The sequence below is a fragment of the Enterococcus sp. 9E7_DIV0242 genome (assembly GCF_002140975.2).
GTDB classification, from domain to species: Bacteria; Bacillota; Bacilli; order Lactobacillales; family Enterococcaceae; genus Enterococcus_L; species Enterococcus_L clewellii.
In genome coordinates, this window is sequence record NZ_CP147247.1 from 912,161 (window position 1) to 936,629 (window position 24,469).

The 24,469-nt window shown below is 36.5% G+C and carries 28 protein-coding genes; 9 read left to right on the forward strand and 19 right to left on the reverse strand.

The genetic code is table 11. From position 1 onward, the window contains the following. Positions 1-23 precede the first annotated feature (23 nt). Positions 24-1,034: a sensor histidine kinase gene (locus A5888_RS04280; protein ID WP_086347985.1), complete on the reverse strand. Its 1,011-nt coding sequence runs from the start codon at positions 1,032-1,034 to the stop codon at positions 24-26. Then, positions 1,031-1,693: a response regulator transcription factor gene (locus A5888_RS04285; RefSeq protein ID WP_086347986.1), complete on the reverse strand. Its 663-nt coding sequence runs from the start codon at positions 1,691-1,693 to the stop codon at positions 1,031-1,033. The genes A5888_RS04280 and A5888_RS04285 overlap by 4 nt, the downstream gene beginning before the upstream one ends. A gap of 482 nt (positions 1,694-2,175) precedes the next feature. Between A5888_RS04285 and fabF the strand changes: the two genes are divergently transcribed. Continuing rightward, positions 2,176-3,414, forward strand: a complete 1,239-nt coding sequence (gene fabF / locus A5888_RS04290; protein WP_086347987.1) for a beta-ketoacyl-ACP synthase II — start codon at positions 2,176-2,178, stop codon at positions 3,412-3,414. 1 nt (position 3,415) lies between these two features. Then, positions 3,416-3,850, forward strand: a complete 435-nt coding sequence (gene fabZ / locus A5888_RS04295; RefSeq protein ID WP_086347988.1) for a 3-hydroxyacyl-ACP dehydratase FabZ — start codon at positions 3,416-3,418, stop codon at positions 3,848-3,850. Positions 3,851-3,995: 145 nt separating this feature from the next. Here the strand turns inward: fabZ and A5888_RS04300 are convergent, their stop codons facing one another. The 13 genes from A5888_RS04300 to A5888_RS04360 form a co-directional block, all read right to left on the reverse strand. Next, a complete protein-coding gene (locus tag A5888_RS04300) occupies positions 3,996-5,246 on the reverse strand; it encodes an L-lactate MFS transporter (RefSeq protein WP_086347989.1) in 1,251 nt (416 codons plus the stop codon). A gap of 10 nt (positions 5,247-5,256) precedes the next feature. Beyond that, positions 5,257-7,203, reverse strand: coding sequence for an FAD-dependent oxidoreductase (locus tag A5888_RS04305; protein WP_086347990.1), 1,947 nt, complete (start codon positions 7,201-7,203; stop codon positions 5,257-5,259). Between the two features lie 95 nt (positions 7,204-7,298). Beyond that, complete coding sequence (locus tag A5888_RS04310; RefSeq protein WP_086347991.1) at positions 7,299-8,180, reverse strand: LysR family transcriptional regulator; 882 nt, start codon at positions 8,178-8,180, stop codon at positions 7,299-7,301. A gap of 232 nt (positions 8,181-8,412) precedes the next feature. Next, positions 8,413-8,736 carry a hypothetical protein gene (locus A5888_RS04315; RefSeq protein WP_086347992.1) on the reverse strand — a complete coding sequence of 108 codons (324 nt, stop codon included), beginning with the start codon at positions 8,734-8,736 and terminating at the stop codon, positions 8,413-8,415. A 66-nt stretch (positions 8,737-8,802) separates the two neighbouring features. After that, a complete protein-coding gene (locus tag A5888_RS04320) occupies positions 8,803-9,135 on the reverse strand; it encodes a hypothetical protein (protein WP_339101934.1) in 333 nt (110 codons plus the stop codon). Between the two features lie 159 nt (positions 9,136-9,294). Continuing rightward, positions 9,295-9,519, reverse strand: coding sequence for a hypothetical protein (locus tag A5888_RS04325; RefSeq protein ID WP_339101935.1), 225 nt, complete (start codon positions 9,517-9,519; stop codon positions 9,295-9,297). Positions 9,520-9,549: 30 nt separating this feature from the next. After that, complete coding sequence (locus tag A5888_RS04330) at positions 9,550-10,008, reverse strand: hypothetical protein (protein ID WP_339101936.1); 459 nt, start codon at positions 10,006-10,008, stop codon at positions 9,550-9,552. A gap of 268 nt (positions 10,009-10,276) precedes the next feature. Continuing rightward, complete coding sequence (locus A5888_RS04335) at positions 10,277-10,876, reverse strand: recombinase family protein (RefSeq protein ID WP_339101937.1); 600 nt, start codon at positions 10,874-10,876, stop codon at positions 10,277-10,279. Positions 10,877-11,227: 351 nt separating this feature from the next. Then, positions 11,228-12,142: an amidase domain-containing protein gene (locus A5888_RS04340; RefSeq protein ID WP_339101938.1), complete on the reverse strand. Its 915-nt coding sequence runs from the start codon at positions 12,140-12,142 to the stop codon at positions 11,228-11,230. Positions 12,143-12,243: 101 nt separating this feature from the next. After that, positions 12,244-12,516: a hypothetical protein gene (locus A5888_RS04345; RefSeq protein ID WP_339101939.1), complete on the reverse strand. Its 273-nt coding sequence runs from the start codon at positions 12,514-12,516 to the stop codon at positions 12,244-12,246. 227 nt (positions 12,517-12,743) lie between these two features. Beyond that, the gene (locus A5888_RS04350) at positions 12,744-13,073 is read right to left on the reverse strand and encodes a hypothetical protein (RefSeq protein ID WP_086347993.1); all 330 of its coding nucleotides are present in this window, start codon (positions 13,071-13,073) and stop codon (positions 12,744-12,746) included. Positions 13,074-13,158: 85 nt separating this feature from the next. After that, positions 13,159-14,232 (reverse strand): hypothetical protein, encoded by a 1,074-nt coding sequence (locus A5888_RS04355; RefSeq protein WP_339101940.1) that lies wholly within the window; start codon positions 14,230-14,232, stop codon positions 13,159-13,161. Positions 14,233-14,236: 4 nt separating this feature from the next. Beyond that, positions 14,237-14,743 (reverse strand): RNA polymerase sigma factor, encoded by a 507-nt coding sequence (locus A5888_RS04360; protein ID WP_339101941.1) that lies wholly within the window; start codon positions 14,741-14,743, stop codon positions 14,237-14,239. A 215-nt stretch (positions 14,744-14,958) separates the two neighbouring features. On the opposite strand from A5888_RS04360, the gene A5888_RS04365 reads away from it, so the two are divergent. The 3 genes from A5888_RS04365 (at position 14,959) to A5888_RS04375 (ending at position 17,357) form a co-directional block, all read left to right on the forward strand. Next, positions 14,959-15,609 carry a hypothetical protein gene (locus A5888_RS04365; protein ID WP_339101943.1) on the forward strand — a complete coding sequence of 217 codons (651 nt, stop codon included), beginning with the start codon at positions 14,959-14,961 and terminating at the stop codon, positions 15,607-15,609. A gap of 535 nt (positions 15,610-16,144) precedes the next feature. Beyond that, a complete protein-coding gene (locus A5888_RS04370; protein ID WP_339101944.1) occupies positions 16,145-16,834 on the forward strand; it encodes a toll/interleukin-1 receptor domain-containing protein in 690 nt (229 codons plus the stop codon). Between the two features lie 256 nt (positions 16,835-17,090). Beyond that, the gene (locus tag A5888_RS04375; protein WP_339101946.1) at positions 17,091-17,357 is read left to right on the forward strand and encodes a hypothetical protein; all 267 of its coding nucleotides are present in this window, start codon (positions 17,091-17,093) and stop codon (positions 17,355-17,357) included. A gap of 490 nt (positions 17,358-17,847) precedes the next feature. On the opposite strand, the gene A5888_RS04380 is transcribed toward A5888_RS04375, so the two are convergent. Beyond that, complete coding sequence (locus A5888_RS04380; RefSeq protein ID WP_086348003.1) at positions 17,848-18,618, reverse strand: carbonic anhydrase; 771 nt, start codon at positions 18,616-18,618, stop codon at positions 17,848-17,850. A 197-nt stretch (positions 18,619-18,815) separates the two neighbouring features. Here A5888_RS04380 and A5888_RS21475 point away from each other — a divergent pair, with 197 nt between their 5' ends. The 4 genes from A5888_RS21475 to A5888_RS04400 all read left to right on the forward strand — a co-directional run bounded on the left by A5888_RS21475 (position 18,816) and on the right by A5888_RS04400 (position 21,346). Beyond that, positions 18,816-18,929, forward strand: coding sequence for a conjugal transfer protein (locus tag A5888_RS21475; RefSeq protein WP_422389745.1), 114 nt, complete (start codon positions 18,816-18,818; stop codon positions 18,927-18,929). A gap of 79 nt (positions 18,930-19,008) precedes the next feature. Next, complete coding sequence (locus A5888_RS04390; RefSeq protein ID WP_339101947.1) at positions 19,009-19,629, forward strand: Crp/Fnr family transcriptional regulator; 621 nt, start codon at positions 19,009-19,011, stop codon at positions 19,627-19,629. 270 nt (positions 19,630-19,899) lie between these two features. Next, complete coding sequence (locus tag A5888_RS04395; protein WP_339101949.1) at positions 19,900-20,826, forward strand: hypothetical protein; 927 nt, start codon at positions 19,900-19,902, stop codon at positions 20,824-20,826. A gap of 13 nt (positions 20,827-20,839) precedes the next feature. Next, on the forward strand, positions 20,840-21,346 hold the full coding sequence (locus A5888_RS04400) for a GNAT family N-acetyltransferase (protein WP_086347995.1): 507 nt from the start codon (positions 20,840-20,842) through the stop codon (positions 21,344-21,346). 421 nt (positions 21,347-21,767) lie between these two features. Here A5888_RS04400 and A5888_RS04405 read toward each other — a convergent pair whose 3' ends face one another. From A5888_RS04405 to A5888_RS04415, 3 genes are all read right to left on the reverse strand, one after another. Next, positions 21,768-22,439 carry a methyltransferase family protein gene (locus tag A5888_RS04405; RefSeq protein ID WP_086347997.1) on the reverse strand — a complete coding sequence of 224 codons (672 nt, stop codon included), beginning with the start codon at positions 22,437-22,439 and terminating at the stop codon, positions 21,768-21,770. Between the two features lie 182 nt (positions 22,440-22,621). Then, positions 22,622-23,719 carry a glycerol dehydrogenase gene (locus A5888_RS04410; RefSeq protein ID WP_086347998.1) on the reverse strand — a complete coding sequence of 366 codons (1,098 nt, stop codon included), beginning with the start codon at positions 23,717-23,719 and terminating at the stop codon, positions 22,622-22,624. Between the two features lie 23 nt (positions 23,720-23,742). Further along, positions 23,743-24,423, reverse strand: coding sequence for a fructose-6-phosphate aldolase (locus tag A5888_RS04415; RefSeq protein WP_086347999.1), 681 nt, complete (start codon positions 24,421-24,423; stop codon positions 23,743-23,745). Positions 24,424-24,469: the final 46 nt, after the last annotated feature.

Here is a 24,469-nt window from a genome sequence, read left to right on the forward strand (position 1 = left end):
TATTGCTCTTGATTTCATTAAAGTTACAACTCTGAAAGATAACTGTTTTTCGGAAAAGCAATCACAATTTCTGTATAGTCATTTTCAACAGAGTCTCCAGTGATCGTTACACCTAACTTGGCACATAACTTCTTACACAGGTACAAACCAAAACCAGTCGCTTTTCCACTCTCTCGACCGTTCGTTCCTGTAAAGCCTTTGTCAAAAATTCGCGGTAGTTCATGCGGTTTTATGCCAATACCGTCATCTTTGATAACCAACTTTGTTTGATTCTTCATCGACAGTGTCGTGAAGGAAAGACTGCCGGTCCCTTGTTTTTTGTATTTGACAGCATTGACAATCAGTTGATTGATGATAAAGGCCATCCATTTTTTATCTGTATGTACATGATCGTCACAGTTGATTGTGATGTTCATCTGATTTTGAATAAGCAGGTACTTGTTCTTTTTAATCAGCTCACTGATAATTTCCTGTAAGCTGACCTCCTTAATCAAGTAATCTTGATGGACATAGTCACTTCGAGCATAAAATAGGGCTTGATCAACCTGATTCTCCAAATCCAGTAGATGCGTTTGAATTTTCGCTGCGGATTCCTTTGCTAATTCAGCTGTTATCAGATGCAGACTAGTCAACGGCAGCTTCACCTCGTGAATCCAGGCCTCAATGAATTCTTTGTACTCATTTTGCTCTTCTTCGAGCCGAATAATAGCTTCCATCGCAGAGGTGTTCGACTTTCTAATAATCTCCTTGTAAAGCTCGTCCTCCCAGCGCCACGTCTTTTCCAACAGCTCATGGATCAGATATGGCTTATCCAGTTGATTCATCTGCTCCATGATCGTTTTGAAATATCGTTTTCTCTTGTAGTAATCTATCCCGTAAAAAACACTTAAAACAAGCAACCAAAATAGACCGATCAAGAGAACTGTCAATAGGGTATTCCCCACCATCAAGAGATAGAAAGTCAAGAATAGCAGACTGGAAAAATTGAGGAGTAGGACCAGTGACTTGTCCTGCAAATAATGAAAAATACTCATATTTTATAGCCCACTCCTCTTTTCGTTTGAATAAAGTCGGTCAGTCCCAGATTTTCAAGCTTGTTTCGTAGCCTTGTCATGTTGACACTTAACGCATTATCGTCAATAAACACATCGTTATCCCAAAGATAAACAATGATATCCATTCGCGGAATCACTTCTTCTTTGCGCTGGAATAAATAATGCAACAGCTTGAATTCTGTTTTTGTCAGCTCTGCTTCTATACCGTTGAAATGAACTTTATACGTACTGATATTCAAGGTCAGTTCTTTATGTGTTAACTCAAAGGACTCATTTTTTTGGATCGTTCGTTTCAAAACTGCCTGAATCCGCGCTAAAAGTAAGGATGGGGTATAGGGCTTTGTAATAAAATCATCCCCACCCATCAAGATGCAGTCCAGCTCTGTCAGCACATTGTTGTCACTTGTTAAAAAAATCACCGGAACAGTCGATACCTGTCGCAGCTCTCGACAAATAACCTGACCATCCTGACCAGGTAAATTCAAATCTAATAGCACCAAGTCAGGCACACACGCCGTAATTTGCGCTGTCACCTGTTCAAAAGTTTCAATGACTGACACCTCGTAAAATGCATGCTCCAGCAGCTGCCTCAACTCATTTCGTACATTCTTTTCGTCTTCTATAATTAAGATTTTCATAATTCCCCTCGCTTCAGTCACAGACAATCGGGAATGTTTTCATAGAAAATTTCTTCTTTTTTCCCTTCGATTTCCGTGGTCTTCTCTTCATTATAGCATGGAATAAAGTGAGAGAAGGAGACGGGTTTGACACTCTTTTCTTTAGACTTTAAGACGTTAGGATATAGGTGATTTCATCCCTATCAATAACAACTGTTTTTATAATAATTTTTGTTTGTGAAATAGATAATAATCGTAACTGTTCATAAAACCACAGAATAACTTTAAGTTGACGAATAAAATGACAACTGGTATTATCTGTTTGAGAATGATAATACCATTCCATAATTGAGAATCAAAGAAAAGAGACAGACATTTTCGAATGTCTGCATTATTAACTACAATACTTTGAAAGTCAAACTATTTTGCTTTAACTTATCAAAAAAGTATTTGTTAATAACACATTCATTACTTTGATAATCAAAGTAACTAGGAGGAATTAGATGAAGCGGGTAGTCATAACCGGCCTGGGAGCAGTAACTCCCCTCGGTAATACAGTAAAAGAATATTGGCAACGCCTGAAAAGCGGTGAACTAGGCATTGGAAAAATCACAAAATTTATTTCTGAGGAAATCGGCGTCTCTTTAACCGGTGAAGTAAAAGATTTTGATCCGAGCCATGTATTAGATCGAAAAGAACAGAAACGGATGGACTTATTCTCGCAATATGGCTTAACAGCTGCTTTAGAAGCTTGGGAAATGAGTGGTTTGACAGATGCCTCGATCGACCCTAAACGGTTGGGTGTTATTGTCGGCAGCGGCATTGGAGGCATGACGACCCTCCAAGACCAAGTTCGCGTGATGGACAACAAAGGCCCAAAACGTGTTACCCCATTTTTTGTTCCTATGGTCATTGCAAACATGGCATCTGGAAATATCTCTATTCGTCTAGGCGCCAAAGGCACTTCACAGACGATTGTCACAGCTTGCGCTTCCGCAACTAATGCAATAGGTGAAGCGTTTCGGGCAATCAAGTATGGAACAGCAGATATCATGGTAACAGGTGGAACTGAAGCGACGATCTGTGAAATCGGTATCGCCGGCTTTGCCGCATTGAATGCGTTGAATACAACAGATGATCCGACACGTGCTTCGATTCCTTTCGATAAAGAGCGCAAGGGCTTTGTGATGGGTGAAGGTGCGGGTATGCTTGTATTGGAAGAACTGGAACACGCGAAAAAGCGCGGCGCTACTATTTTAGGTGAAATCGTTGGGTATGGCAGCAACTGTGATGCCAGTCATATGACGGCACCACTAAAAGATGGCAGTGGTGCAGCAGATGCGATGCTGATGGCCATAAACGAAGCAGGAATAACAGCGGAAAACATTGGCTATATCAATGCCCATGGCACATCTACACCAGCAAATGATGCGGCTGAAACCACAGCGATCAAACGTGTATTTGGCGCGCAAGCAGCTCAAGTCCCTATTTCAAGTACAAAAAGTATGACTGGTCACCTTTTAGGAGCTGCTGGCGGAATTGAAGCAATTGCCTGTGTGAAAACATTACAAGAGGGTCTTGCCCATCCAACTATCGGTTATGAAGTACCCGATCCTGAATGCGATTTAGACTATTTAACGGAGGGTGCTCGTACTGTTCAAGCTGAATATGCAATCAGCAATTCATTCGGATTCGGCGGTCACAATGCCGTAATTTGCTTAAAGAAATGGAGAGACGAATAAGATGGAAAAAGTAATGACTGTAACAGAAATTATGGATTTGATTCCTAATAGATACCCAATTTGTTTTATTGACTATGTGGATGAAATCATTACAGATAAGAAGATTGTCGCAACCAAGAATGTGACGATCAATGAAGAATTTTTCCAAGGACATTTCCCTGGAAATCCAACGATGCCAGGTGTTCTAATTATCGAAGCACTTGCGCAGGTAGGTTCTATTTTGATTTTGAAAATGGATCGATTCAAGGGAGAAACTGCCTATATAGGAGGCATCAACAAAGCGAAATTCCGACAAAAGGTCGTTCCCGGTGATGTCTTGAAGCTTCATTTTGAGATCGTAAAAATGCGTGATTTCGTTGGAATCGGTCAGGCAACTGCTTATGTAGACGATAAAAAAGTTTGTGAATGCGAGCTGACATTTATCGTAGGTAGATAATTAATTCAATTTGCCTTTCAATTAGATAGTTGCTAACAGCTTCTATCCCCTTTAGCAAAAGAGTTCTTTTATACCACAAAAAAGTCGGAAGTGGCTGCCTTAAATCACGCAGCTACTTCCGATTTTCATTTTATTTCAAGCTAATTTAAATTGTCTCTTCTATTCCCTGACTTTTTTTGCTCATGACCTTATATACACCACATAACAGCAAACCAGCAATATTTAGCGCAGCTGCAATCAGGAAAGCATTTTGATAAGAACCATCCTGCTGTAAAACACTTCGCATGACCGTTGGGCCAAAATAGCCCGCTAATGCAAAGCCAATAAACATTATGCCATAATTGACACTATTGTTCTTCCCACCAAACTGATCTGCGGTAAACCCAGGGAAAATCCCCATAAAGGCGCCAAAACAACTTCCCACAATAGATACACCCACATAAAACAAAATGGTTGCGCCTTCTACTGTAAAATAGAGACAGGTAACGCCTACAATCGAAAACAAGCAAGCAATCAGCAATGTATTGATGCGACCGATCCGGTCAGACAAGTAACCAGCGATGATTCGACCAAAGGAATTGAAAAGTGCAAGAATAGATACTGCTGAACTGGCAGCTAGCATATCCAAGCCTACCATACTTTGAGCAATTCCGGAGGCTTGAGAAATCACCATCATTCCACTAAATGCGCCACAGGTCAGTAAAATGATCATCACATAAAACACAGGTGTCTGCATCATTTGGCGCCAATTTTTATCTTGGCTGTTTGCCTGTCCCCCCATTTTAGGCGGCTGCCAACCGGCCGGAGTATATCCCTCTGGCGGACGACTGACAAAGAATGAACAGCCTAAAATCAAAACTAGAAAAACACCACCAATCAGCTTGAAGGCTGTTGTCGCACTTGATTGTTCAACGATCAAGGTTACTAGAGGGGATATCACAACAGCGCTTAATCCATAAACCGCTGTGGCAAGACCACCGACTAGTCCACGCTTGTCTGGGAAATATTTAACAACAGTAGAAATCGTGCAGCCATATGCCATCCCCAAGCCCAAACCGCTGACCAAGCCATAACTTACTAATAAAAATCCGACACTGCCAGCAAAACCGGATAAAACCAAACCGCCTGCAAACAGAAAACCACCAATAAAAATAACATTTCTAGGACCAAAGCGGTCGTTAAACCAACCACCGGTAATCATGGTAATCGGACCAACAGAATTTGCTACCGTGTAAACCAATGCTAAGTCAGCAGAAGTGACGGAGGCACCCGTTAATGTCGTTAAATACTCTGCCATTGAGGAAGCAAATACACTCCATGAATAGATAGAGCCTAAGCAAAGATTGATAATACAACAAGCAATTAAAACCAGCCATCTTTTTTTCTCAATAGTCATTGTGCCCCTCCTAAATATCCATCGCAGCATGATAGCCTTGATAAACCGCAGTAGTAATCGTTGATGCTCGTACAACATCGCCTATTTCAACAACATACGGAGCTGCGTCGATCAACTCTTCTGCGACTGAACGGTTTGGACGCTGACCAACGGCAACCACCACTGATTCTGCTGGAATCAATACTTCGTTGCCTTCTGGATCTTTACACACAAGACCTTCTGACGTGATTTTCATTCCTTGATAACCTGTCTTGATCGTCACATCTTTTGCTAGTTCTTGAAGAAGCAAGGGACGATAACGAACATTGGCATCCGGTGCTACTTCTGCTCTCATTTCAACAACAGTCGCTTTTTTTCCTTGGCGAGCAAAATGAACAGCCGCTTCACAACCTGCTAGTCCGCCTCCCAAGACAACAACTGTATCCTTTATTTTGTTCGTTTGCTTATGATAATCGTTGATCAACACAACATTTTCCCCTGAAATCCCTTCAATAGCTGGAATAATTGGTGAGGAGCCAGCCGCTACAATCAACGCATCCGGTGCTTCCGCTTCAACGATTTTCTTAGTTGCCGGTGTATTCAAACGAATAGTCACGCCAAGATTTTCCGCTTGTTTGGCAAAAGTTTGTCCTAATTGATACATCTCATACTTAAATGGAATCGCTTCTTCACAATTCAGAATTCCACCAAGTTCATTTTCCTTCTCAAACAGGATAACTTCGTGTCCACGCTGAGCAGCAGTCTTAGCAGCCTCCAAGCCGCCCGGTCCACCTCCGACAACAACGACCTTTTTCTTTTGTGGGGCAAGACCAATCTCTGACCCTTCCAATTCCCGACCAATCAATGGATTAACAGTACACCGGCGAGTCGTCGTCTGCGCGCGTTCTGCCATACAAACAAAACAGCGTAAACAATGAACAATATCTTCTTCCTTGTTTTCCATGACTTTTCTTGGTAAAAACGGATCAGCTAACAATGCGCGTGCCATTTCCACTATGTCTGCTTTTCCAGAAGCTATGATTTCTTCCATATGCTCCGGATCATTTAATCCACCGATTGTTGCAACTGGTTTCGATACATGCTTCTTGATTTCAGCAGCTAAATAAACATTCGTTCCATGTTCTGTAAACATGGATGGATGTGTAATACCAAAGGTCCCTTGATATGTTCCAGCAGATACATGAATCAAGTCCACGTAATCCTCAACCATTTTGGCAATCTTAACCCCTTCGTCTAGCTCATAGCCGCCCTCAACAAATTCCGATCCGCTCATTCGGAACTCAATAGGGAAGCCTTCGCCAACTGCATTTCTGACACTTGTCAACACTTCAATGGCAAAACGACAGCGGTTTTCCAAACTTCCACTGTACTGATCGTCTCGTTTATTGAAAAGTGGTGAAAGGAATTGATTGATCAACCAGCCATGACCGCCATGCACCATCACCATTTCAAAGCCGGCCCGTTTCGCTAAGCCTGCTGCTTCTCCATAAGCAGCAACGATTTCATCGATTTTTTCCTGAGTCAAAGGTTGAACCTTGACACCATCTGCTCGAACAGCTGGTGAAACACCCCATTGTGCTAAAGATTGTTTCTTATTTTTATCAGCCAAATAAGTACCGGCAAATTGTCCGGAATGTGACAGCTCGACACTTGGAATCGATCCATGACGTCGAATGCCATCTGCAGTATAAGTCGCACTTGCCAATGATCCAGGGATACTCAAGTCCAGATGATACGCATGGGAACCGTCTGTTTCCCCGTGTACCATTACTTCTGAGACCGTCACCGCGCCGGCTCCCCCTTTTGCACGCAACTCATAAAATGCTTTTGAAGCTGGTCCGATACAGAAATCAGCAGTAATATCAGTCCCTCCCATCGGGGCCGAAAACATTCGGTTTCTAAAATTCACCTTCCCAATTTGAATCGGTTTTGATAGATGAGGATATTTTCTTTTCATAACTCCACTCCTTGCTTGTTAAATACTTAACAATATTTTCACTTTAACAATAGCATAGAAATGGTTCTGTTCCGTAACAACAAAAACAATGTACCTTACCGCTTTTCGTTACAATCAAGTAAGTGTTTTTTTAGTAATTCAACATGTTGAAACTTCTCAACAGACTGAGGATAAATCATGTATATATCCCAGTTTATAGGATATTCGAGAGGGATCAAACGTAAGTCATTCATCTCAAAATCATCCACCGAAAAATCAAGAACAATTCCTATTCCCTGCTTGCTTTGGCATAATTTATAAAGTAGGTGACTATCCTCGGTTAATCCAACAATCGATACTTCTATGTTATGTTTTTCACAATATTTTTTAAACTCATGATAGATTCGATAATTTTGGTTTAGGATAACAATGCGCTCATTTTCTAAGTCTCTTGGCGTGATCCTTTCTTTCATGTATAAAGGATGTCCATTGTATACCAGCACTCTAGTATCCTTTCTAGCAATAAAGACCTCTTCCACACCTTCCAGTTCAGTTTTTCCAATCACTAGTCCAGCATTTGCCTGACGCATATGAATGTTGCTTTTTACCTTGTCATTTGCCATTTCACTCCACGATATTTCAATTTCCTGATGTGCATTGATAAAATCAGCAATTTCACCAAAAGGCAGTGCATTAAGTGAACCTCTGGCACAATGAAGGGTCAATTTATTCTCTCGTTCATTTTCTCGTTGGATCGCCGCATCAATAATGCCGAACTGCTCCAATAATTCTTGGCTATGCTCATAAAGAATATCTGCGCTTCGCAACGGAGCGACACCTTTCGCACTCCGTAAAAAAAGTGAGGTATTTAGCTCATTTTCCAACTTATTGATGATCCTGCCAACTCCTTGTGCAGTCAGATACAGCTCTTTTGCAGCTTGATTCATACTTTTCAACTGATAAACCTTTTGGAAACACTTTAGTTCCTCAAAATTCATTTTTCCACTCCTTTTAGATATTCTTTCTTTATCCTATGATTCTTGTTCGATTTCTCTACTTATAATTATACCTGATGCCTCACATGATAACCTATTCTAACAGAAACATACAAATAAGATCGAGATTATGATGATACTCTTTCATGCACTGATGAGCTTTAGTTTATCTGAAGAACGTTCTATTACTTTTGAAATTCCTCTAGACTCATCGTTTTTGAGAATACAAATTGGTTTATACGGGATCAAAAGGATTTTCATTAGAAACTATTTCCTGTATTATGACTAATGGATCTGAAATCAGTTCATATTTTTCATCCTCTGGGTAAGTAACAGCGATTTCAGGATTATTTCCAGCAAAGTATTTCATGGACTCCATATCTTCCCATATCGAACATAAAAAGAAATGGCAGTATTCTCCTTGATCAACAACTTTTAAAAAGGTGTTTAAGTTCCCTCTCGTATTTTTTGTTTCTTCCACTCCAGTGATTAATTCATATTCATAAAATCCTTGTTTGTGCTTTATTGGGACAGCTCCATGCCATGTTCTTGAAATCATTTTTTCTCCTTCCTTCTTATCGTTTTTGGTTTTGGATCATGCTGCTGGTCCAGCTGCCAGATTCGATTACTGATCGTTTTTGATAATTTCTTCTATATGCTTTAGTACGTCTACCAGAACCTCACCTGTCCATCCTTCTTCTTCTTCAGAACCATCCAGTCTAGTAGTAGTTTTAAAATTTTTTTTAAATGCATTCAATCCATACTTTTCATGATTCTTTTTACCCGTCACCATTCCTAAATTATCATTACTTCCAAATTTATAATATATATTGTATCCATTTTCATCATTCAATGAACCTTTATATCTATCTGTTTTCAAAAAATTATACTCAGAAAAATCCTTACATATTCCTTTCATCAATTCTATTATGTGTAATTCATTTTCAGAATGTTCCATAATACTACTCCTCCTTCAGTTACTGATCGTTTCTAAGAAGCCGAACTATTCTCAGCTTCAGGGAATTTCACAGTTCGTCTTTATAAAAATTCTCCTGGAAGATCCGCAGCTGCTTCCGGAGAATTTTCTTCCATTTTACGAACGATCCTTTTTGAGAAACTAATTTCTATTTTGAAATTCTAGCACGATTAGTCCACCTTGAAACAAAATAATAATTATTACACCAACAAAACTTAGAGTGGCTGAAGATAAGAGCAAAAGAAAATTTATTACAACCGCTGCTGACTGAATGACTATACCCTTATTATTGTTGTTCAATTTATAGCCATAATAACTACCTGTAACACCTAAAGTAATTGAAACTATAAATAGTACTAAATTCATTTTAATAACTCCTCCTATTGATTGATTTTCTTACGGTTTCATGTTGTTCTCTATAAATGAAAATTCTTCTGGCTTATTTTTTTCAAGTATTCTCTTTGCTACATTCGCGTTACCATATTTCTTAGAATAATCTTCAATATAATGTACGAAAAAATCTACAGGCTCTTTTTCTTTTTGAACATCCAAATAGCTCCCTTTTCGTACTACAACTATTAAATCATCAAATTTTTGTGAATCATTTATAATTATGTTTGTACGTATTTTGGAATCAAATAGCTTTACCTCTACCTTTTTCCCCTCTTTTTTTCCATCAAATCCTTCATTCCTCTTATTTTTTTCTAACACCAAATCTTTATGGATCTGGCAAGCTATCCATTCACCAATAGCACCACTTCCATTTCTATTTTGAACTACACCTTCGAGTTCATCTAATGCATCAAAATATTTTTTTACTATTTCCATTTCATTCTTCTTAACACGTTTTGCCATTTTTTCCTCCTAACCAGTTCTAATGCATGCAGCATTGACAATATATCATTTATAAATTACCATTAAAGTAGTTATTACTCTACTCAAACTGAGTAATACTCCTTTTTGGCTGTCTCAATTTTGAGAGAGCCTTTTTCTGTTCTCAAAAACGACGTTTTTGAGAACATTCCCTCAGAGTTATCAACCTTAGTTGCTCGAAATGAGCTTAGAATCCTTCTCTCACAAACGTAAGTTTACGAAATTTTGATAATGCTATAAGTTTTGGTCACTATTCCAGCTGCTTCCTTATTTTATAGATAGTTGGTCGCGACACGCCTGTTTCTTCTGAGATCCTTTTTATTGGACGCCCATCTTCTAACATTTCTAGAATTTTGAAATACGTTATTCTCTTTTGTGGATCTTTTGCATCATGAGTATATGTTGTCGGTCTGCCCTTATATACCCCTTTTTCCTTAGCAATCTCTATTCCTTGTCTCTGCCGTTCTCTAATCGACCGACGTTCGCTTTCTGCCTGGTACTTGTATAATTCCAGAATTAAATTATTCAGCAGCTGGCGTAAGTTTTCATCTTGTATATCTTTAAAAGAAGGAAGGTTGAGAATTTGGACAGTCACTCTTTCCTTCTTTAGAGTATCCATTGTTTCTGTCAATTCTCTACTATTCCTTCCCAGCCGGTCCAATTCTGTTACAACAACGATATCGCCTTTTCTAATATATTTAAGCAGCTCTTGAAATTTTGGCCGGTTGGTATCTTTCCCACTTAACTTGTCTTCAAAAATCAGATCCACATTTTCAGCTTTTAATTTTTCATGCTGACGATCAAATTTTTGATCCTTGGTCGATACTCTGACATATCCGATTTTTGCCATTTTTTATCCCTCAATTTCAAACTATTTATTTTACACTTAAATTTTACATTAGAAAGACTGATATAGCAATGCTGCCAACAGCAAAATATGAGTATACCCTATTTTTACATAGAAAGGATAAATTAAAAGGATTATTCTATCCTTTCTGTTTACACCCATACACTTCATCCTGACACTTGCAAAGGTTGTCCCTCACTTGTCACATTTATGACGCTAAGTTTTGATCTGCCAGCAGCTTTACTTCTGTTGCTAGATTTTCTTCTACTCATACTCTTAAGTTTTGATAGCTTATTAAATTGAAAAATAGGTAAATGATCATTAAAAAACAATCATTTACCTATTTTTTTTAAGTTAAAATCTCAATACAATAAATGAAGAGTAACTATCTGTATTTATACTATTCCAACTAGTATCTTTACGATCTGTTGTATGTTGTGTAATATACGCTGTATTTCCAGATTTTTTGCTTACATAAGCTATGTGAGTAATTTGGAATGTATTCTTCTTAAAGTAGCCAACAAAGTCACCTTCACGAACATATCCTTGTGCTTCATTTTTTGTTGTAAATTGACGAGTGCTACATCCATCTGTAGTCCAAAACACAATAAAATTGTGTGCTAGTTTCCAGGGAGAAGAAGCGGTTACTCCTGCTGTGTGCGTCCAAGTCATTCCACTAGCATTTGCAGAGTTTCTTAACCCTTTATCACCATAGAAAGCTATTTGTGAAGCAAAGTTGGTACAATCGCTTTCGTATAATGGAAAAAGTACATTTCTTCTGTTCCACCAGTCTCTAGCATATTTGGTTGCATTAGTTACATTAAAGCCAGCTCTCGCCATTCTTGGTTTCACAGTATTCTCTGTTCCTAAAATTAGAGAAATATTTTCTGTTCTTATGTCGTTAAACGTTCTTTCCAATAGATATTCCTTTTCATGCAACAATGCTACTATCTCTTCATCAGTAGGTTCCACGGGAACAAGGGCAGCAATTCTTGTCAAATAGATAGAGGCGAATTCACTATACATTGCATTTTCTTCCCCTGAATTGCCTAATGTTAGATTGCCTGCTTCGATTGCTCCTAAAACATTGAAATATTCTCCCTCTAGCTGAGTATCAAATTCTTGGCCAATGTTCTCTTTAATCGCTGAAAGCAAATCCTTCTGGGCATTTTCTAATGTTATTTCCAAATTGAAATCAATTTCATTTTCTTGAATTTCTTCTTTTACTGCCGTAACTATATCTGTTCCGTCTATTTCATCTGCTGACACAGACGTAGCTCCAACAATACTAAAAGTGAATACCCCCAACACAATTGTACAATACTTAACAATGTTCCTTTTCATAATCAAATCCACACTCCTTATTTTTATTAAACTTCCCCATCATATTCTGCAAAATATAAGATACCATATTTTTTTACACGGTATGTTTTCAGCTCTGCTAAAGTTTCTTCCTCTATCGGTGCAGGGGAAATAACGAATAAATCATCACTGATTTTTTCAACTTTTGAATTCATTCCTACATCAAAAAATCCAGAAGAAAAAACTTCTGTTCGAACAGCAATAACAGGGTCTTTATGGACATACCAAAAAAGGAGAATAGAAAGAAATGCCAATACTGCTACAAATCTTTTTAATTTCATAAATACACCTTCTTGCAAAATATTAGTTAAAGTTAACTAATTATACTTTATAAATCGCTTAATTTCAATATTTTTATCTTTTTAAATAGTTATTAGGTCTCAAAAATATATTTTTATTTCTCTATTCCTTTTTATTAAAAATCCTAAGTTTTGATAGCTTATAAACAATAAAAGAATGAGCAAAATTCAAATTTACTCATTCTAATGGATCTACCTTGCCAATATGATTATTTTCCTGATTGTTCTTTAAGTACTTTTACAGCAAACTCCAACCCTTCAATAAATGTTTCTAATTCCGTGTCCCCACCTAGTTCAATTTCTACTGCACTTACAGTTCCATATACATCCTTTTTTACGTCAGCTTCTAAATCGGTAGCAGCTAAATCTCTAATAGCGAAGTATGTTCGACCTCCATGACCAGTGTCGCCACCTCGGTATCCAGTTGTACCAACTTCAACTTGTAGTATATTTGCATTAGTTATTTCTAGTACTTTTGTTGATACTTGTTTTCCATTAACATTTTTTCTAGAAGAACTTAGATCATGATTTTTATTCATTTCTGTCACTCCCATATACTGTTTTAATTAACTACACATTAATTATAGCTCAAATAGAAAAAAGTTCACAATAGCGATTTTTTCATTAATTATGAACATCAAAATGACCAATTTCATTAATTGCATTTCCAGTATACTGATCAATTTCGTTAACTTGTACCTGGAATGTGGACGATTTATCTAGTATACTCAAATTGAAAACGATAGTCATTTCTCCGGAATCTTCATCATAAACTTCAGAAAAAAGACTTTCTTGCGCACTTTCTCCATCTTTATATAAATCGACTCTTATTAAATGATTATTCCTTAATGAAGTATTAAAGTTCACAGTTGTTTGCAAAGCATCGCTGTGTGCTTCTATATTAGTGATATTTGCTACATTACTTATTTTGGGAACACCTATTTGAGATAACAATTTGTTTTCAATATTAAAAGACCAGTCTCCTTCGTATTCTAAAGCAGACTCAACACCAAATGGTTTTTTTTCTAAATCTGATAATGCATTCCTTTTTGCTTCCTCAAATTCATCTCTATCTTGCCACCATAATTTATAAATATGTAGAATTAAATTAGCATCATTCGGAATTTTTTTACTCATGGAACTAGCGATTACAGAACCATAAAATGTATTTCCTTCTAAACGAAAAGTTGATTTAAATGCCATCCCTCCATTCAAGTCTTTATCATCTTCTTCAGTCTTGAGACCAAAGTCAATAAATTGGGCATCTGATCCTGACTTCATTTCTTTTTTCAGCAGCTCCAATAACTCCTCACTTTTAATTTCAAATTGGTAGTCAAACGCATATTTTTGGTTTGTTGAAACAAATTTAGTTAATGATATTGTAATGCCATTTTGGCTGCTTTCCGAATTTTGCTTAATAGGTACCTTTTTATCCTCTGTGATAGATACAGCCAAATCTTGACTAATTCCGAACACATTCTTTATTGCAGTAGTAACATCTGAATTCATCATTAAAAACAATATAATCAATATTACTGAAGATAATGTAATGACATATTTTCTATACTTTTTAGCAAAACTATTGTCCTGTTCAATTTCATAATTAAGAATTTTACTTCTGTGTTTCGCTATTTCTTTCTTCACTTCTTCTGGAACCACACTTTCTTCCTTAAGAAAATCGAGATTATCTTTTTTCATTTTGTCAATCCTCCAATAAACATTTTAATTTTTGTCTCCCACGTGAAAGTCTCGTCTTTACGGTGTTTTGTGGAACATCCAATTGGTAGGCAATCTCTGTAATAGTAAAACCCACATAGTAATATAAAACAATTGGAATTAGATATATTTCTGGTAATTTATGAAGCATCTCATTCATGTGCAATTTTTCATGCACCTTTTCTTCATAATTTCCATAGCTATCGTTAAATTCAATAACTTTATCTTTTTTTCTTAAAATTTTCTTAGCACTATTTATCATAATTTTAAAGAACCATGTATTAAATGCTGTTTCATTTTTCAAATTTGATATTTTTTTCCAAGCTATAATTTCTGTTTCTTGTATGCAATCTACGACGTCTTCATTATTTTGGAGTAATTTATACGCCGAATTATAGAGTACTTCTTCATAGGATTCACAAAGTTTTATAAAAGCTGCAGCATCCCCGTTTTTCGCCCTCTTAACCAACATAATTTGTAAAGTTTTTTCCATAACTTCCTCCTTCCTTTATTACCTATTAGAGTCATTTTTTTTAGAAAAGGTTTCAATTTTTTTTATTTATTACTTAAAATCCCTTTGACACATCCATATTATTTATGAAACATAGTATCCTAAAAAGTCGAATAAAATTACTAAATGCATTAATATTATATAGACATCTTTATACGATATAGTGTATCATTATTTCAGAAAGGAAGTGTTAGATTTTGAAAAAATTGTTATTGGTAGTTGCTTTTAGTTTGTTTAGTTTTACTCTCATGTCAAGTAGTGCACAGGCCGCATCTTTCGAAGATATGAAGGAACATGTACAATCAGGTGAAGGGGCAATTTTCAACCCTATATCAGAAGAAATTATGACCGAAGACGACGCATTGGATTATATTGAATTCATTGAATCTAAACAAGAAAATCTGAATACTACAGAAGTGTTACCAGAAGTAAACATCGCTGCATTTGAAGCTGTAACTGATCCAGAAGATATACAATCAAGTGATATTTTTGATGATATAACAGCCTCTATGATTCAGCCATTTGGGGCTCATGTACCAACACAGTTTTATGACTTAGTGGGACCTATCTATCCATCAAATGGGTTTTCTGGTTCTGGATGGAGATACAGCGGCTTTCATTTCAGATTTAGAGACTACGCTGCTAACCCCTATTTTGGTGTAAGAGCTGAAAAGGATTCTTTCTATTTTAATAATCGTAGAAATGGCGACAACCGTGGTCTAGCCAGATATGTAATTCCAGCAAATGGACAGTTCTTGTACTATTCTTCAAGTTTCAATGGATATACATTAAATGGGTTCTTTTCAACTCTTGATCCTGTTTCAGGATCGAGATACTTTATCTATTAATAACAGTAAACTTAATATTTACAATCATTATTTGAGCTCTCAAAAGAAGTTTTTAGAGCTCTTTTTTTACTCATTAAAATGTTCATTATCTTACATGAAAAAATGATATTAGAAACTATCCGGTTTCACTATACTTTTTCCAGCTCTCACAAATCCTCATTTTTGAGAATCAATTTTTTTTACTTAAAACTAACTTCCGGTTTATCTTTTAACATATCCATTAAATGAACATAGATTATTTTACGAGTTATTGAACAGCATATTTGATCAAATCAATGGAAATTTTTGAAAAATAAAAAATGTCCAGAAAATAACCATTTTCTGGACACTCTCTGTTAACCTTTTCTTAAATAAAAAACTAGTCAATGTAATTTCTTTAATTAGTAAATAAAAATAATGAGTTTCCGATAATTATGTTCTATGATAATGAAACATCGTCTAATATTGGTATTCTATTCCAGATTGAAGTGTAGTTAAATTAATGCTAGAATTAATTTAACTAATACATGTATTTATATTTTGGAGGCGAAAAATAATGGCACAATGTACAGCACCGGTTCACGGGCACCGCACAGAGAGTGGAAGAGCTGCATGCCCTGTATGTGGGGGACGTGGTAGAAGCTACAACTATTACTCTTCAGATTCTCCGACCTACTACACACCTTCTACAAGTCGAAGTTCCAACAGTAGCCAACGAAACAAGAAAGCACGTTGGGCTTCGTCTGGTTCCACTATCTTATACACCCCTGAAGAAATTCGGACACTCACTCCAGTACGACAAAAAGTTGAGGAGAGATCGGAACTGCCCGACTTACGAGATGTTTTTCTTTGCCATGCTTGGGACGATCGCAAATATGCTGCAAAAGAACTACATGATTTACTAGAAAAAAAAGGTGTATCTGTTTGGTTCAGTGAAAAGGATGTCCTTTTAGGTTCACCTTTACTTCGTGAAATTGATAAAGGGTTAGTGAAGTCTCGTGTTGGTATTGTTTTAGTTACTCCTTTATTTCTAAAGCGCATCAAAGGAGAAGGCGTGGCAGATAAAGAACTTTCAGCCTTATTAGCTCGTGATTTACTTGTTCCGATTGTTCATAATACAACCTATGAGGAATTGCGGGAAGTAAGTCCACTACTTGGTTCAAGAAGTGGCTTGAGTACTATTGAGGAGTCAATGGAAGAAATTGCAGCGAAATTAGCAGAGTTAGTTACTCCAGAAACAATATAGAAATTTGTACAAAAGACAGATTCGAGTTAGAATCTGTCTTTTTTTTAACTATAGAATATAATCTGTTCGATTTAAAGATTAGCAATGGAATCTGCCATTTATCGAAATAAAAATCGTGCCATTTAAATCAAAAAATGACAAGATAAGTAACTAAAAAAGAAAACAATCTCTATTTGGATAAAAATCCTTCCATTTATAGACGAAGTGTTGTATTACGTATATAATGAATGAAATAAATTAAACAGGAGGTAACAATATGAAATTGAAAAGGGGAATACTTATCTTATTAACAACAATCACTCTTGGTGCATCTATAAGCTTAGTTCCAGTTGGTGATAACACTACTGCTGAAGCTACTTCACGTCCATATCAAACTTGGACAACAATTAAGGGAAACTGTTGTCCAAATCCCACTCGATCAGGTACTTTATCAAATGGTGAGACTTACTTTCTATACTTGATAGATTACTATTATTCTAATGGGTACACTCATGCTTATTACTCTGGTTATTATTATTACTAATAAGAATTACATTCGAAATTAATAGTATAAAGAAGGGATTCTCCTCTCATTAGAATTAGGAGAATACCTTCTTTATAATGAAAATCCTCTCATTTCTAAAAATCGTCATCCCTGGTAAATTTTGATCTCACCTTTCTTGCCTCCAAAACCCTCATTTTTGAAAATCATTATTTTGCATCCGAACTATCTTCAGATTGTAAGCAACTGCATGAAAAATTCCCTATACTCTAATTTCACAGAGGAAAAACGAAACTCTCTTATCACAAAGCTACTTCTCTTTATGCTCATGTCTTGTTTAAAGATATAATCTCCAGTTAGCACCCTGCCAAAAACTCCAAACGACCCAAAAATAATGTTCCAGCAACCCGAAATATAAGCATTCCAACAAAATATCTTTTTTTCAATCCATCCTCCTCAACTTATTAAAAAATGGGTTCAACTATATACAAATACTACCTCTCAATTATAAATAAAGCTTTTTCTATCTTTTTTACTCCGAATACTTCAAAATCACACGATCATTTAGCGGTTGAACTTCTCGATTATTATGCGAGTAAAGTTCTTTAAAAGATTCGATTTGTTCAGTAGAAACCTGTACTGGATTTTCCAATACATACCATTCCACGTTTTCATTTAAAGGCGGCGTAGTCAATGAACCTAAATAATGATAATAGCTTTTATTGCTTGGCAGCATATCGTCTAAATCAGTGATTGGATCGTCCTTTTCATTGTGGACATCATCCAACACTTCCTGAAAGCCTTTATTCTCTTTCCCTTCTTCAAAAAAGACACCGACAACTGCGATTCGTCCATCCTGTGCAGTGTGAACAAAATGGGCCTCCATCGGGTAGTGCTCTCCATCTACAGTATGTTCACTTTGCGCGTGAAAATGAAATTGCGTCAATGTGAAATTTCTACCGTTGATTTGTGCCTTACCACCATCGGACACTTGAATACTGTGCCCATTGTTTTCTACACTGCTCACGTCTGCATCGTAATCCAATGCCAGGGTTCCCGTGTCTTCAGTCATCGCTTCTGCTTTCGCTGTCGGAATATCGATCGGTGATTGCATTTGTCCTGCGGTGAATTCCCACTCTTCCTGATTGTCATAATCAATGTGTTCACCAGAAGCTTTTGATTCTGTCGTACTTGTCTCACTGGTCTCACTTGATTTTTCTGTTTGGCTTTGATTATTGGCTGTACAACCGCTGACCACCAAACCAACACTAAATAAAACAGCGAACTTACTTAATCTTTTCACTACATCTCTTCCCTTCAACAGTAACAATTGTTCAACAAGCTAACTATTCCATTTTGTTTTTCATTCATTTAGATGATACCACCAGACAAAATCGTTTTCTAGTTTAATTTTAAAAATATACTAAGTAATCAAGTACTTGATGTAATTATGTATTTGTGGAACTTATGAATCCTGTTTATACACAAGTTAACAATCAAATGAACGCTATTGTAACAGTGAAATACCTTGATAAGGAAACCACAGTTACACAGCTTTCCCAGTTTGAGCTTACTTTGCAAAAAAATGACAACTGGAAAATAATAATGGAATAGTATATATTTTTTTACTATCTAACCTAACTAATTGAAAGATGATATAATTTAATCAAAGATTTGGTAAGGAGGGATGAATGTGCATTTAATTGATTTTATGAATGAAGATATTAAAAAGAAGCTTGTTAAAAAAACGTATAAAAAGAAAGAGACTATTCTTTTTGCTGAGCAAGAAAATGAATATGTAATTCTTATGATTGACGGTATTGCAGAAGCATTCATCTTAAACGTGAAAGGAAACATCTCAACTATTCATCTTTATAGAAGTGGTAGTTTTTTTGGAGAAATGGAACAATTTAATGATGGAAAAAAACCCGTTGAAATTGTCGCTTTCACAGATTGTAATGTATATAAACTTCATAGAAATGATTTTTTAAACTGGTTAAAGGGAGATTTTGAAGCTACGAAATTTCTGATTCGAGAAATAACTAGTAAATTAGTTGTGAATGCTGAATTAATTGAAGAATTATCCTCTTTAAGTGTTAAAGAACGACTTCTGAGGTGTATATCCTTACATTATTATAGAAATGAATTAAATCTGCTTACCAAAAAACAGCTTGCTAGTGAAGTAAACGCTCCAATTAGAAGCATTAATCGTGCTATAAATGAATGTGTACAAGAACATCTCATTGCTTATGAAAACAAAAGATTTAGTGTAATTAATCAGCGCGAGGTATTAAAGAATCTTCCTACAACATAAGTATAATTTCAAAAAGAGGTTGGGACCGAAGCGGTTAGCTTCAAGCAATAAGCCGAAATTTACGAAAATTGCTCCACAAATTTTTGCTAAATTCCGGCTTATTGTCGAAGAAGTTGCTTCTGTCCCACCGTTTATTCGAGTTTAGATACGCTAAGTATCTGGGCATTTAATTTATGTCTCAGATACTTTTTCATTTTGGGTCAAACGACCTAGATTAGTTGTTGTAACCATTCTATAATTATTTTGAAAGTAACAGTATGGAGGATAACTATGAGTGATATTTTAAGTAGAATTACAAATAAAATTGGGGATAAGAATATAGTTGATAAGTTATCAGCTCTATCAAAATCAGATTTGAACTCACTTCTATTAGAAGTGTTTGATAGACAAGCAAATACTTTAACTGCAACTGATATTCTAAAGTCATACCAACTAAATAGATTTACCATCCCTAGCAGTATAGATCCAAAAGAAATTCATGCTTTGGAATCAAAATTATTGAGAAAGGCATTCAATATGGATATCAAGACGATTATGCTTTCTCCCTCTGCTCCATTAGGTAGCTGTAGCGTTTTTGGCTCCGTAGATCAATATAACGTAGTGAGTGCTCTACGAGGGACAGAAATACTTGCAGACCCTTCAAATATGTTGGCAATAATTATTGCTGATAAATTAAAAAGAAAAGAAGAAAATAATACCATACCTATCCACATGGCTGCTACTGCTAGGGCAATAAGAGCACAAAATGTTGTAGGTAAAGGTTTATATTCACATTTTGGCTTATATTGTATGGTTTCGTCTGGTATAGATACAGGGTCTTACACTTGTGAAAAAATGTTGTTAGAAAAGCACTTGAACTATTATAAAGATATATTAAGTGAAATAGAAAATGTTCGTTTCTCTGTTATTCTACGCAAAAGAAACGGATACAAAGATAATGACGGATTTTTCGACAGAATGGTTGAAACTATCAAATTTATTTTTCCTAATATAGAGTTATCCATTCATAATGATGATGTTGATAATAATTATTATAAAGGTATCAATTTCAAATTATCGGTCAAACAAGGAAATGAAACCGTTGAAATGGTTGACGGTGGATTTGTTGACTGGACGTATCAAATGCTTGGAAATAAAAAAGAACGCTGTTTGATAAGTGGTATTGGCTTAGAAAGATTTCTGGCAGCTGTTTCATAAAAGGAGAAGAAAAATGGAACTTATAGAGTGGAATTATGCTTATATTACCGATTTAGTTGAGTTTGCAAATGATAAAGAAATTGCAAAGAATCTTCGTGACAACTTTCCCCACCCTTATACGGAGCAGAACGCTAGGGATTTTATTAGTTTTTGTTTGACAACTCCAGATGATAAGCAACTTAGCTATGCTATTTTTTATCAAGAAAGGGCTATTGGAGGTATCAGCCTAACATTTGAAGAAGATACCTCTATTAATAAAAATGCTGAATTAGGTTACTGGCTTGCTAGGAACTATTGGGGCAAAGGGATAACAACAAATGCAGTAAAAGAAATATGCAAAATCGCCTTTGAAAAATACAACCTTAGCAAAATTCATGCTAGTGTATATTCCTACAATAGAGGGTCAAGTAAAGTATTGGAAAAATGTGGTTTTAAAATTGAAGAATACTGTCACAATTCCATAATAAAGAACAGAAACAGGATTGAGTGCCATGTCTATAGCTTAATTCGACCGCAATAGTATTTATTAGAATTAACCTACTTTTTAATAACAGAATAAGTTTTTCCCTCTATTAATTTCTTATGCATCTTTGTATTTTTATGAAAAGCTGGCCAATGCATATTTCCATAAATCAATATGGCGGTGGTTTACAACCAATATAAATTAAATACGTTTTAAAGAATACACATTTTTGCCCTATAGGAGAGTGTGTATTTTTTCTCTTTTTTGAAATTTATCGAAGATTCAACGCCCTCCCATTATGATAGGAGTAAGCAAGGTTATTTAACTCCTTGTAGATACAGGGTATATCAACATTTACCAACTTATGAAAAGATAATCAATTTAATATAAGTTTTTATAGATAAAAAAATACAGACACACATCGATCGACATGGTGTCTGTACTTCTTCGTTTTCATATTCATTAAGCCTCACTTCTTTTACCAGATAAACGGGAGCAATCGGTAACGTACCTTTTGCTTGTATTGTGCATAACCAGGTAGATCCTGTTCAAGCACTTGCTCTTCATTTCTGATTCTTTTTACTACTAACAAAGGGTACAGCAGAAAGATCAAAAATGCAGGAACCGACCCTAAAACAAGTGGCATTGCCAAAAAAAGAATGATCGTCGCTGTATACATTGGGTGTCTGACGATCCCATACAAGCCTGTATCGATTACTTGTTGATTTTCCTGTACTTCAATTGTTCGTGACAGATACATGTTTTCACGCATGACCTCCGCATACATTCCATAAGCAGCCAATAGCAGAACAGCCGCAAGAATGATCAACCATAAAGGTAAGGGACTCCAACCAAATCGATAATCCAAGCCTGCGATAATAAATCCAGTGACAAACATCAGCAATGACAGAGAAACCACCTGCTTTTGTTCCGTTTGTTTTTCTTTTGTATTCAAACGTTTGGCTAAGAGCTCCGGAGCCTTGATCCACAACACGATGCCTAGTAATAGCATAGGAATGAACAGCACGCCGATCAACAACCATGCATTCCAGAAATAGATCGTCCCAGCCGGAAGAAACAAAAGCAGACTGATTACCGCCAACCCCAAAAGAAATTTGATTAGTGTTTGAAGCAGAAGTTTCCTGTTCATAGCAATCACCTCAATCAGCTTTTTCTCAACTATAACAAAATTGGCATAGATAAGATAGACGGAGCATGAGGAGTTGAGGATGGACAAAAAAATTGATCGATCCTATAGCTTTTATAGGAATCGATCAATTTGAATAAACTTGTTTCTTACTAATGATCGTAGTTAAAGGATAAATTTCTGCTTCATCCAGCTAATGAACAGACGTAAGCATCCACTGCAAACAAGGCATCTGTCACATCTTCTGCTGTAAAATCGGCAGCCATCTGATGAATCGTTTCACCCTCTTGTGTGGCCAGTTTTCCAACTTTTAGTAGTTCGTCATAAGAAATATCGGCTAGTTTCAATGCTTTTAATGTTGTTGGTAATTCCAGCGCTTGATAAAAGGAGATGAACTGATCGATCATTTCTTTCGGTTTGTTTTCTAGGAACAGTTGGGTTAAGGTACCATATGCAACCTTTTCCCCATGAGTCAAGGTATGAATATCGCCATGCAGGGCTGTAAAGCCATTATGAATTGCATGAGCTGCTGCCAGACCGCAGCTTTCAAACCCAATCCCACTAAGAAGCGTATTTGCCTCTACAACTGCTTCCAAAGCCGGTGTGACAACTTTTGCTCGACATGCTTCCATCGCTTGTAATCCGTTGGCAAACAAAACTCTTTCACATTTTTCTGCAATCGCTTCTGCTGCTAAAGTTGGTGCAGCACCGCCCATAGTTTTCCCATGAGAGGAGATGATCGAGCGCCCTTCCACCCATGTTGCTAAGGCATCTGCAATACCAGATGCAAGAAGTCGACAAGGTGCTTTGGAAATGACTGCCGTATCAACCAGAACCAATTCAGGATTCTTTTTGTAAAACAGATATTGTTCAAAGACGCCCTCTTCCGAGTATATTACAGATAAGGCAGAAGTCGGTGCATCCGTTGAAGCGATGGTTGGAACTACGGCAACCGGTACATTCAATGTATCACTGATCGCCTTTGCAGCATCGATGGTCTTTCCGCCTCCTAGACCAATGACCACATCACACTGATTTTTACGCCCAACCTCACTCACTCGGCTGATTTCTGTCGTAGAAGCTTCACCGTTGAATGGAACACGCGTAGCCGTCAACCCGCCATTCTCTAAATCTTTGTAAAATACTTCTCCCACAATTTCCCAAACAATGTCATCGCATAAGAGAAGTGCCTTGCTTCCTAATGCTTTGATATGTGAAATCCCAGTGGATAAAACATTTTTTCCTTGAACATATTTGGCCGGACTTGCAAAAATTTTTTCCATAATAAACCTCCCAATAGTAGTGATTATAGTGAAGAAATAGACGTTCCTTCACCAAAACTTGCTTCCCAATCTAACGTAAAGTCAGCAACTGCTTTTTCAATAGATGGCATATCGAACGCTTGTCCAATAATATCAACGCCCATTGTAGCTGCTTGTGCACCACATTCCAATGCTGCATTGACTTGTCCAACATTTTTAAAGCTGGCAGCAAGAATCTTTGTGTGGCTGTTGGTACGTGCGATTTCTTTTGCCATTTCAGAAACAGCTTCTCTGGGATCGATATTTAGATTCTCCATCCGATTGAAGTAAGGGGCGATATAATCAGCACCAGCTGCAATAGCTAAATATGCTTGAAATTTTGTGTAAATCGCTGTTGCAGTCACATTGATTTCTCGTCTCTTCAGCTCCTTGATTACCTTCAAGCCAACTTCACTTACTGGAACCTTGATAAATACCTGTGCATCGATTTTTTCTAAAATCGTCTCTGCATCTTTGATCATTCCCTCGTAATCACTTGCAACGACCTGTACATGCAATGTTTTATCCATCCCGATAATTTCTCTGATTTGATTCATATGAGAAAAGAAATCGATTTTCCCTTCTTTTTTTACAATAGAAGGATTAGAGGTCACACCTGCTAACGGAAGTATCTGTTCATATTTTTTTATTTCATCAATATTCGCTGTATCTAACATAAATTCCATTGTTTACACTTCACTTTCCTCTTTAGTTTCATTAAAATGACATTTG

Coding starts and splice junctions, on each gene's coding strand:
- A5888_RS04360 (WP_339101941.1), bottom strand. CDS start 14,743: ATGGAAAAAACTTTACAAATTATGTTGGTTAAGAGGGCGAAAAACGGG.
- A5888_RS04280 (WP_086347985.1), bottom strand. CDS start 1,034: ATGAGTATTTTTCATTATTTGCAGGACAAGTCACTGGTCCTACTCCTC.
- A5888_RS04410 (WP_086347998.1), bottom strand. CDS start 23,719: ATGGAAAAAATTTTTGCAAGTCCGGCCAAATATGTTCAAGGAAAAAAT.
- fabF (WP_086347987.1), top strand. CDS start 2,176: ATGAAGCGGGTAGTCATAACCGGCCTGGGAGCAGTAACTCCCCTCGGT.
- A5888_RS04325 (WP_339101935.1), bottom strand. CDS start 9,519: ATGAATTTAGTACTATTTATAGTTTCAATTACTTTAGGTGTTACAGGT.
- A5888_RS21475 (WP_422389745.1), top strand. CDS start 18,816: ATGAACGCTATTGTAACAGTGAAATACCTTGATAAGGAAACCACAGTT.
- A5888_RS04355 (WP_339101940.1), bottom strand. CDS start 14,232: ATGAAAAAAGATAATCTCGATTTTCTTAAGGAAGAAAGTGTGGTTCCA.
- A5888_RS04335 (WP_339101937.1), bottom strand. CDS start 10,876: ATGGCAAAAATCGGATATGTCAGAGTATCGACCAAGGATCAAAAATTT.
- A5888_RS04405 (WP_086347997.1), bottom strand. CDS start 22,439: ATGAACAGGAAACTTCTGCTTCAAACACTAATCAAATTTCTTTTGGGG.
- A5888_RS04320 (WP_339101934.1), bottom strand. CDS start 9,135: ATGGAACATTCTGAAAATGAATTACACATAATAGAATTGATGAAAGGA.
- A5888_RS04415 (WP_086347999.1), bottom strand. CDS start 24,423: ATGGAATTTATGTTAGATACAGCGAATATTGATGAAATAAAAAAATAT.
- A5888_RS04285 (WP_086347986.1), bottom strand. CDS start 1,693: ATGAAAATCTTAATTATAGAAGACGAAAAGAATGTACGAAATGAGTTG.
- A5888_RS04350 (WP_086347993.1), bottom strand. CDS start 13,073: ATGAATAAAAATCATGATCTAAGTTCTTCTAGAAAAAATGTTAATGGA.
- A5888_RS04375 (WP_339101946.1), top strand. CDS start 17,091: ATGAAATTGAAAAGGGGAATACTTATCTTATTAACAACAATCACTCTT.
- A5888_RS04300 (WP_086347989.1), bottom strand. CDS start 5,246: ATGACTATTGAGAAAAAAAGATGGCTGGTTTTAATTGCTTGTTGTATT.
- fabZ (WP_086347988.1), top strand. CDS start 3,416: ATGGAAAAAGTAATGACTGTAACAGAAATTATGGATTTGATTCCTAAT.
- A5888_RS04345 (WP_339101939.1), bottom strand. CDS start 12,516: ATGAAATTAAAAAGATTTGTAGCAGTATTGGCATTTCTTTCTATTCTC.
- A5888_RS04395 (WP_339101949.1), top strand. CDS start 19,900: ATGAGTGATATTTTAAGTAGAATTACAAATAAAATTGGGGATAAGAAT.
- A5888_RS04330 (WP_339101936.1), bottom strand. CDS start 10,008: ATGGCAAAACGTGTTAAGAAGAATGAAATGGAAATAGTAAAAAAATAT.
- A5888_RS04310 (WP_086347991.1), bottom strand. CDS start 8,180: ATGAATTTTGAGGAACTAAAGTGTTTCCAAAAGGTTTATCAGTTGAAA.
- A5888_RS04370 (WP_339101944.1), top strand. CDS start 16,145: ATGGCACAATGTACAGCACCGGTTCACGGGCACCGCACAGAGAGTGGA.
- A5888_RS04400 (WP_086347995.1), top strand. CDS start 20,840: ATGGAACTTATAGAGTGGAATTATGCTTATATTACCGATTTAGTTGAG.
- A5888_RS04315 (WP_086347992.1), bottom strand. CDS start 8,736: ATGATTTCAAGAACATGGCATGGAGCTGTCCCAATAAAGCACAAACAA.
- A5888_RS04305 (WP_086347990.1), bottom strand. CDS start 7,203: ATGAAAAGAAAATATCCTCATCTATCAAAACCGATTCAAATTGGGAAG.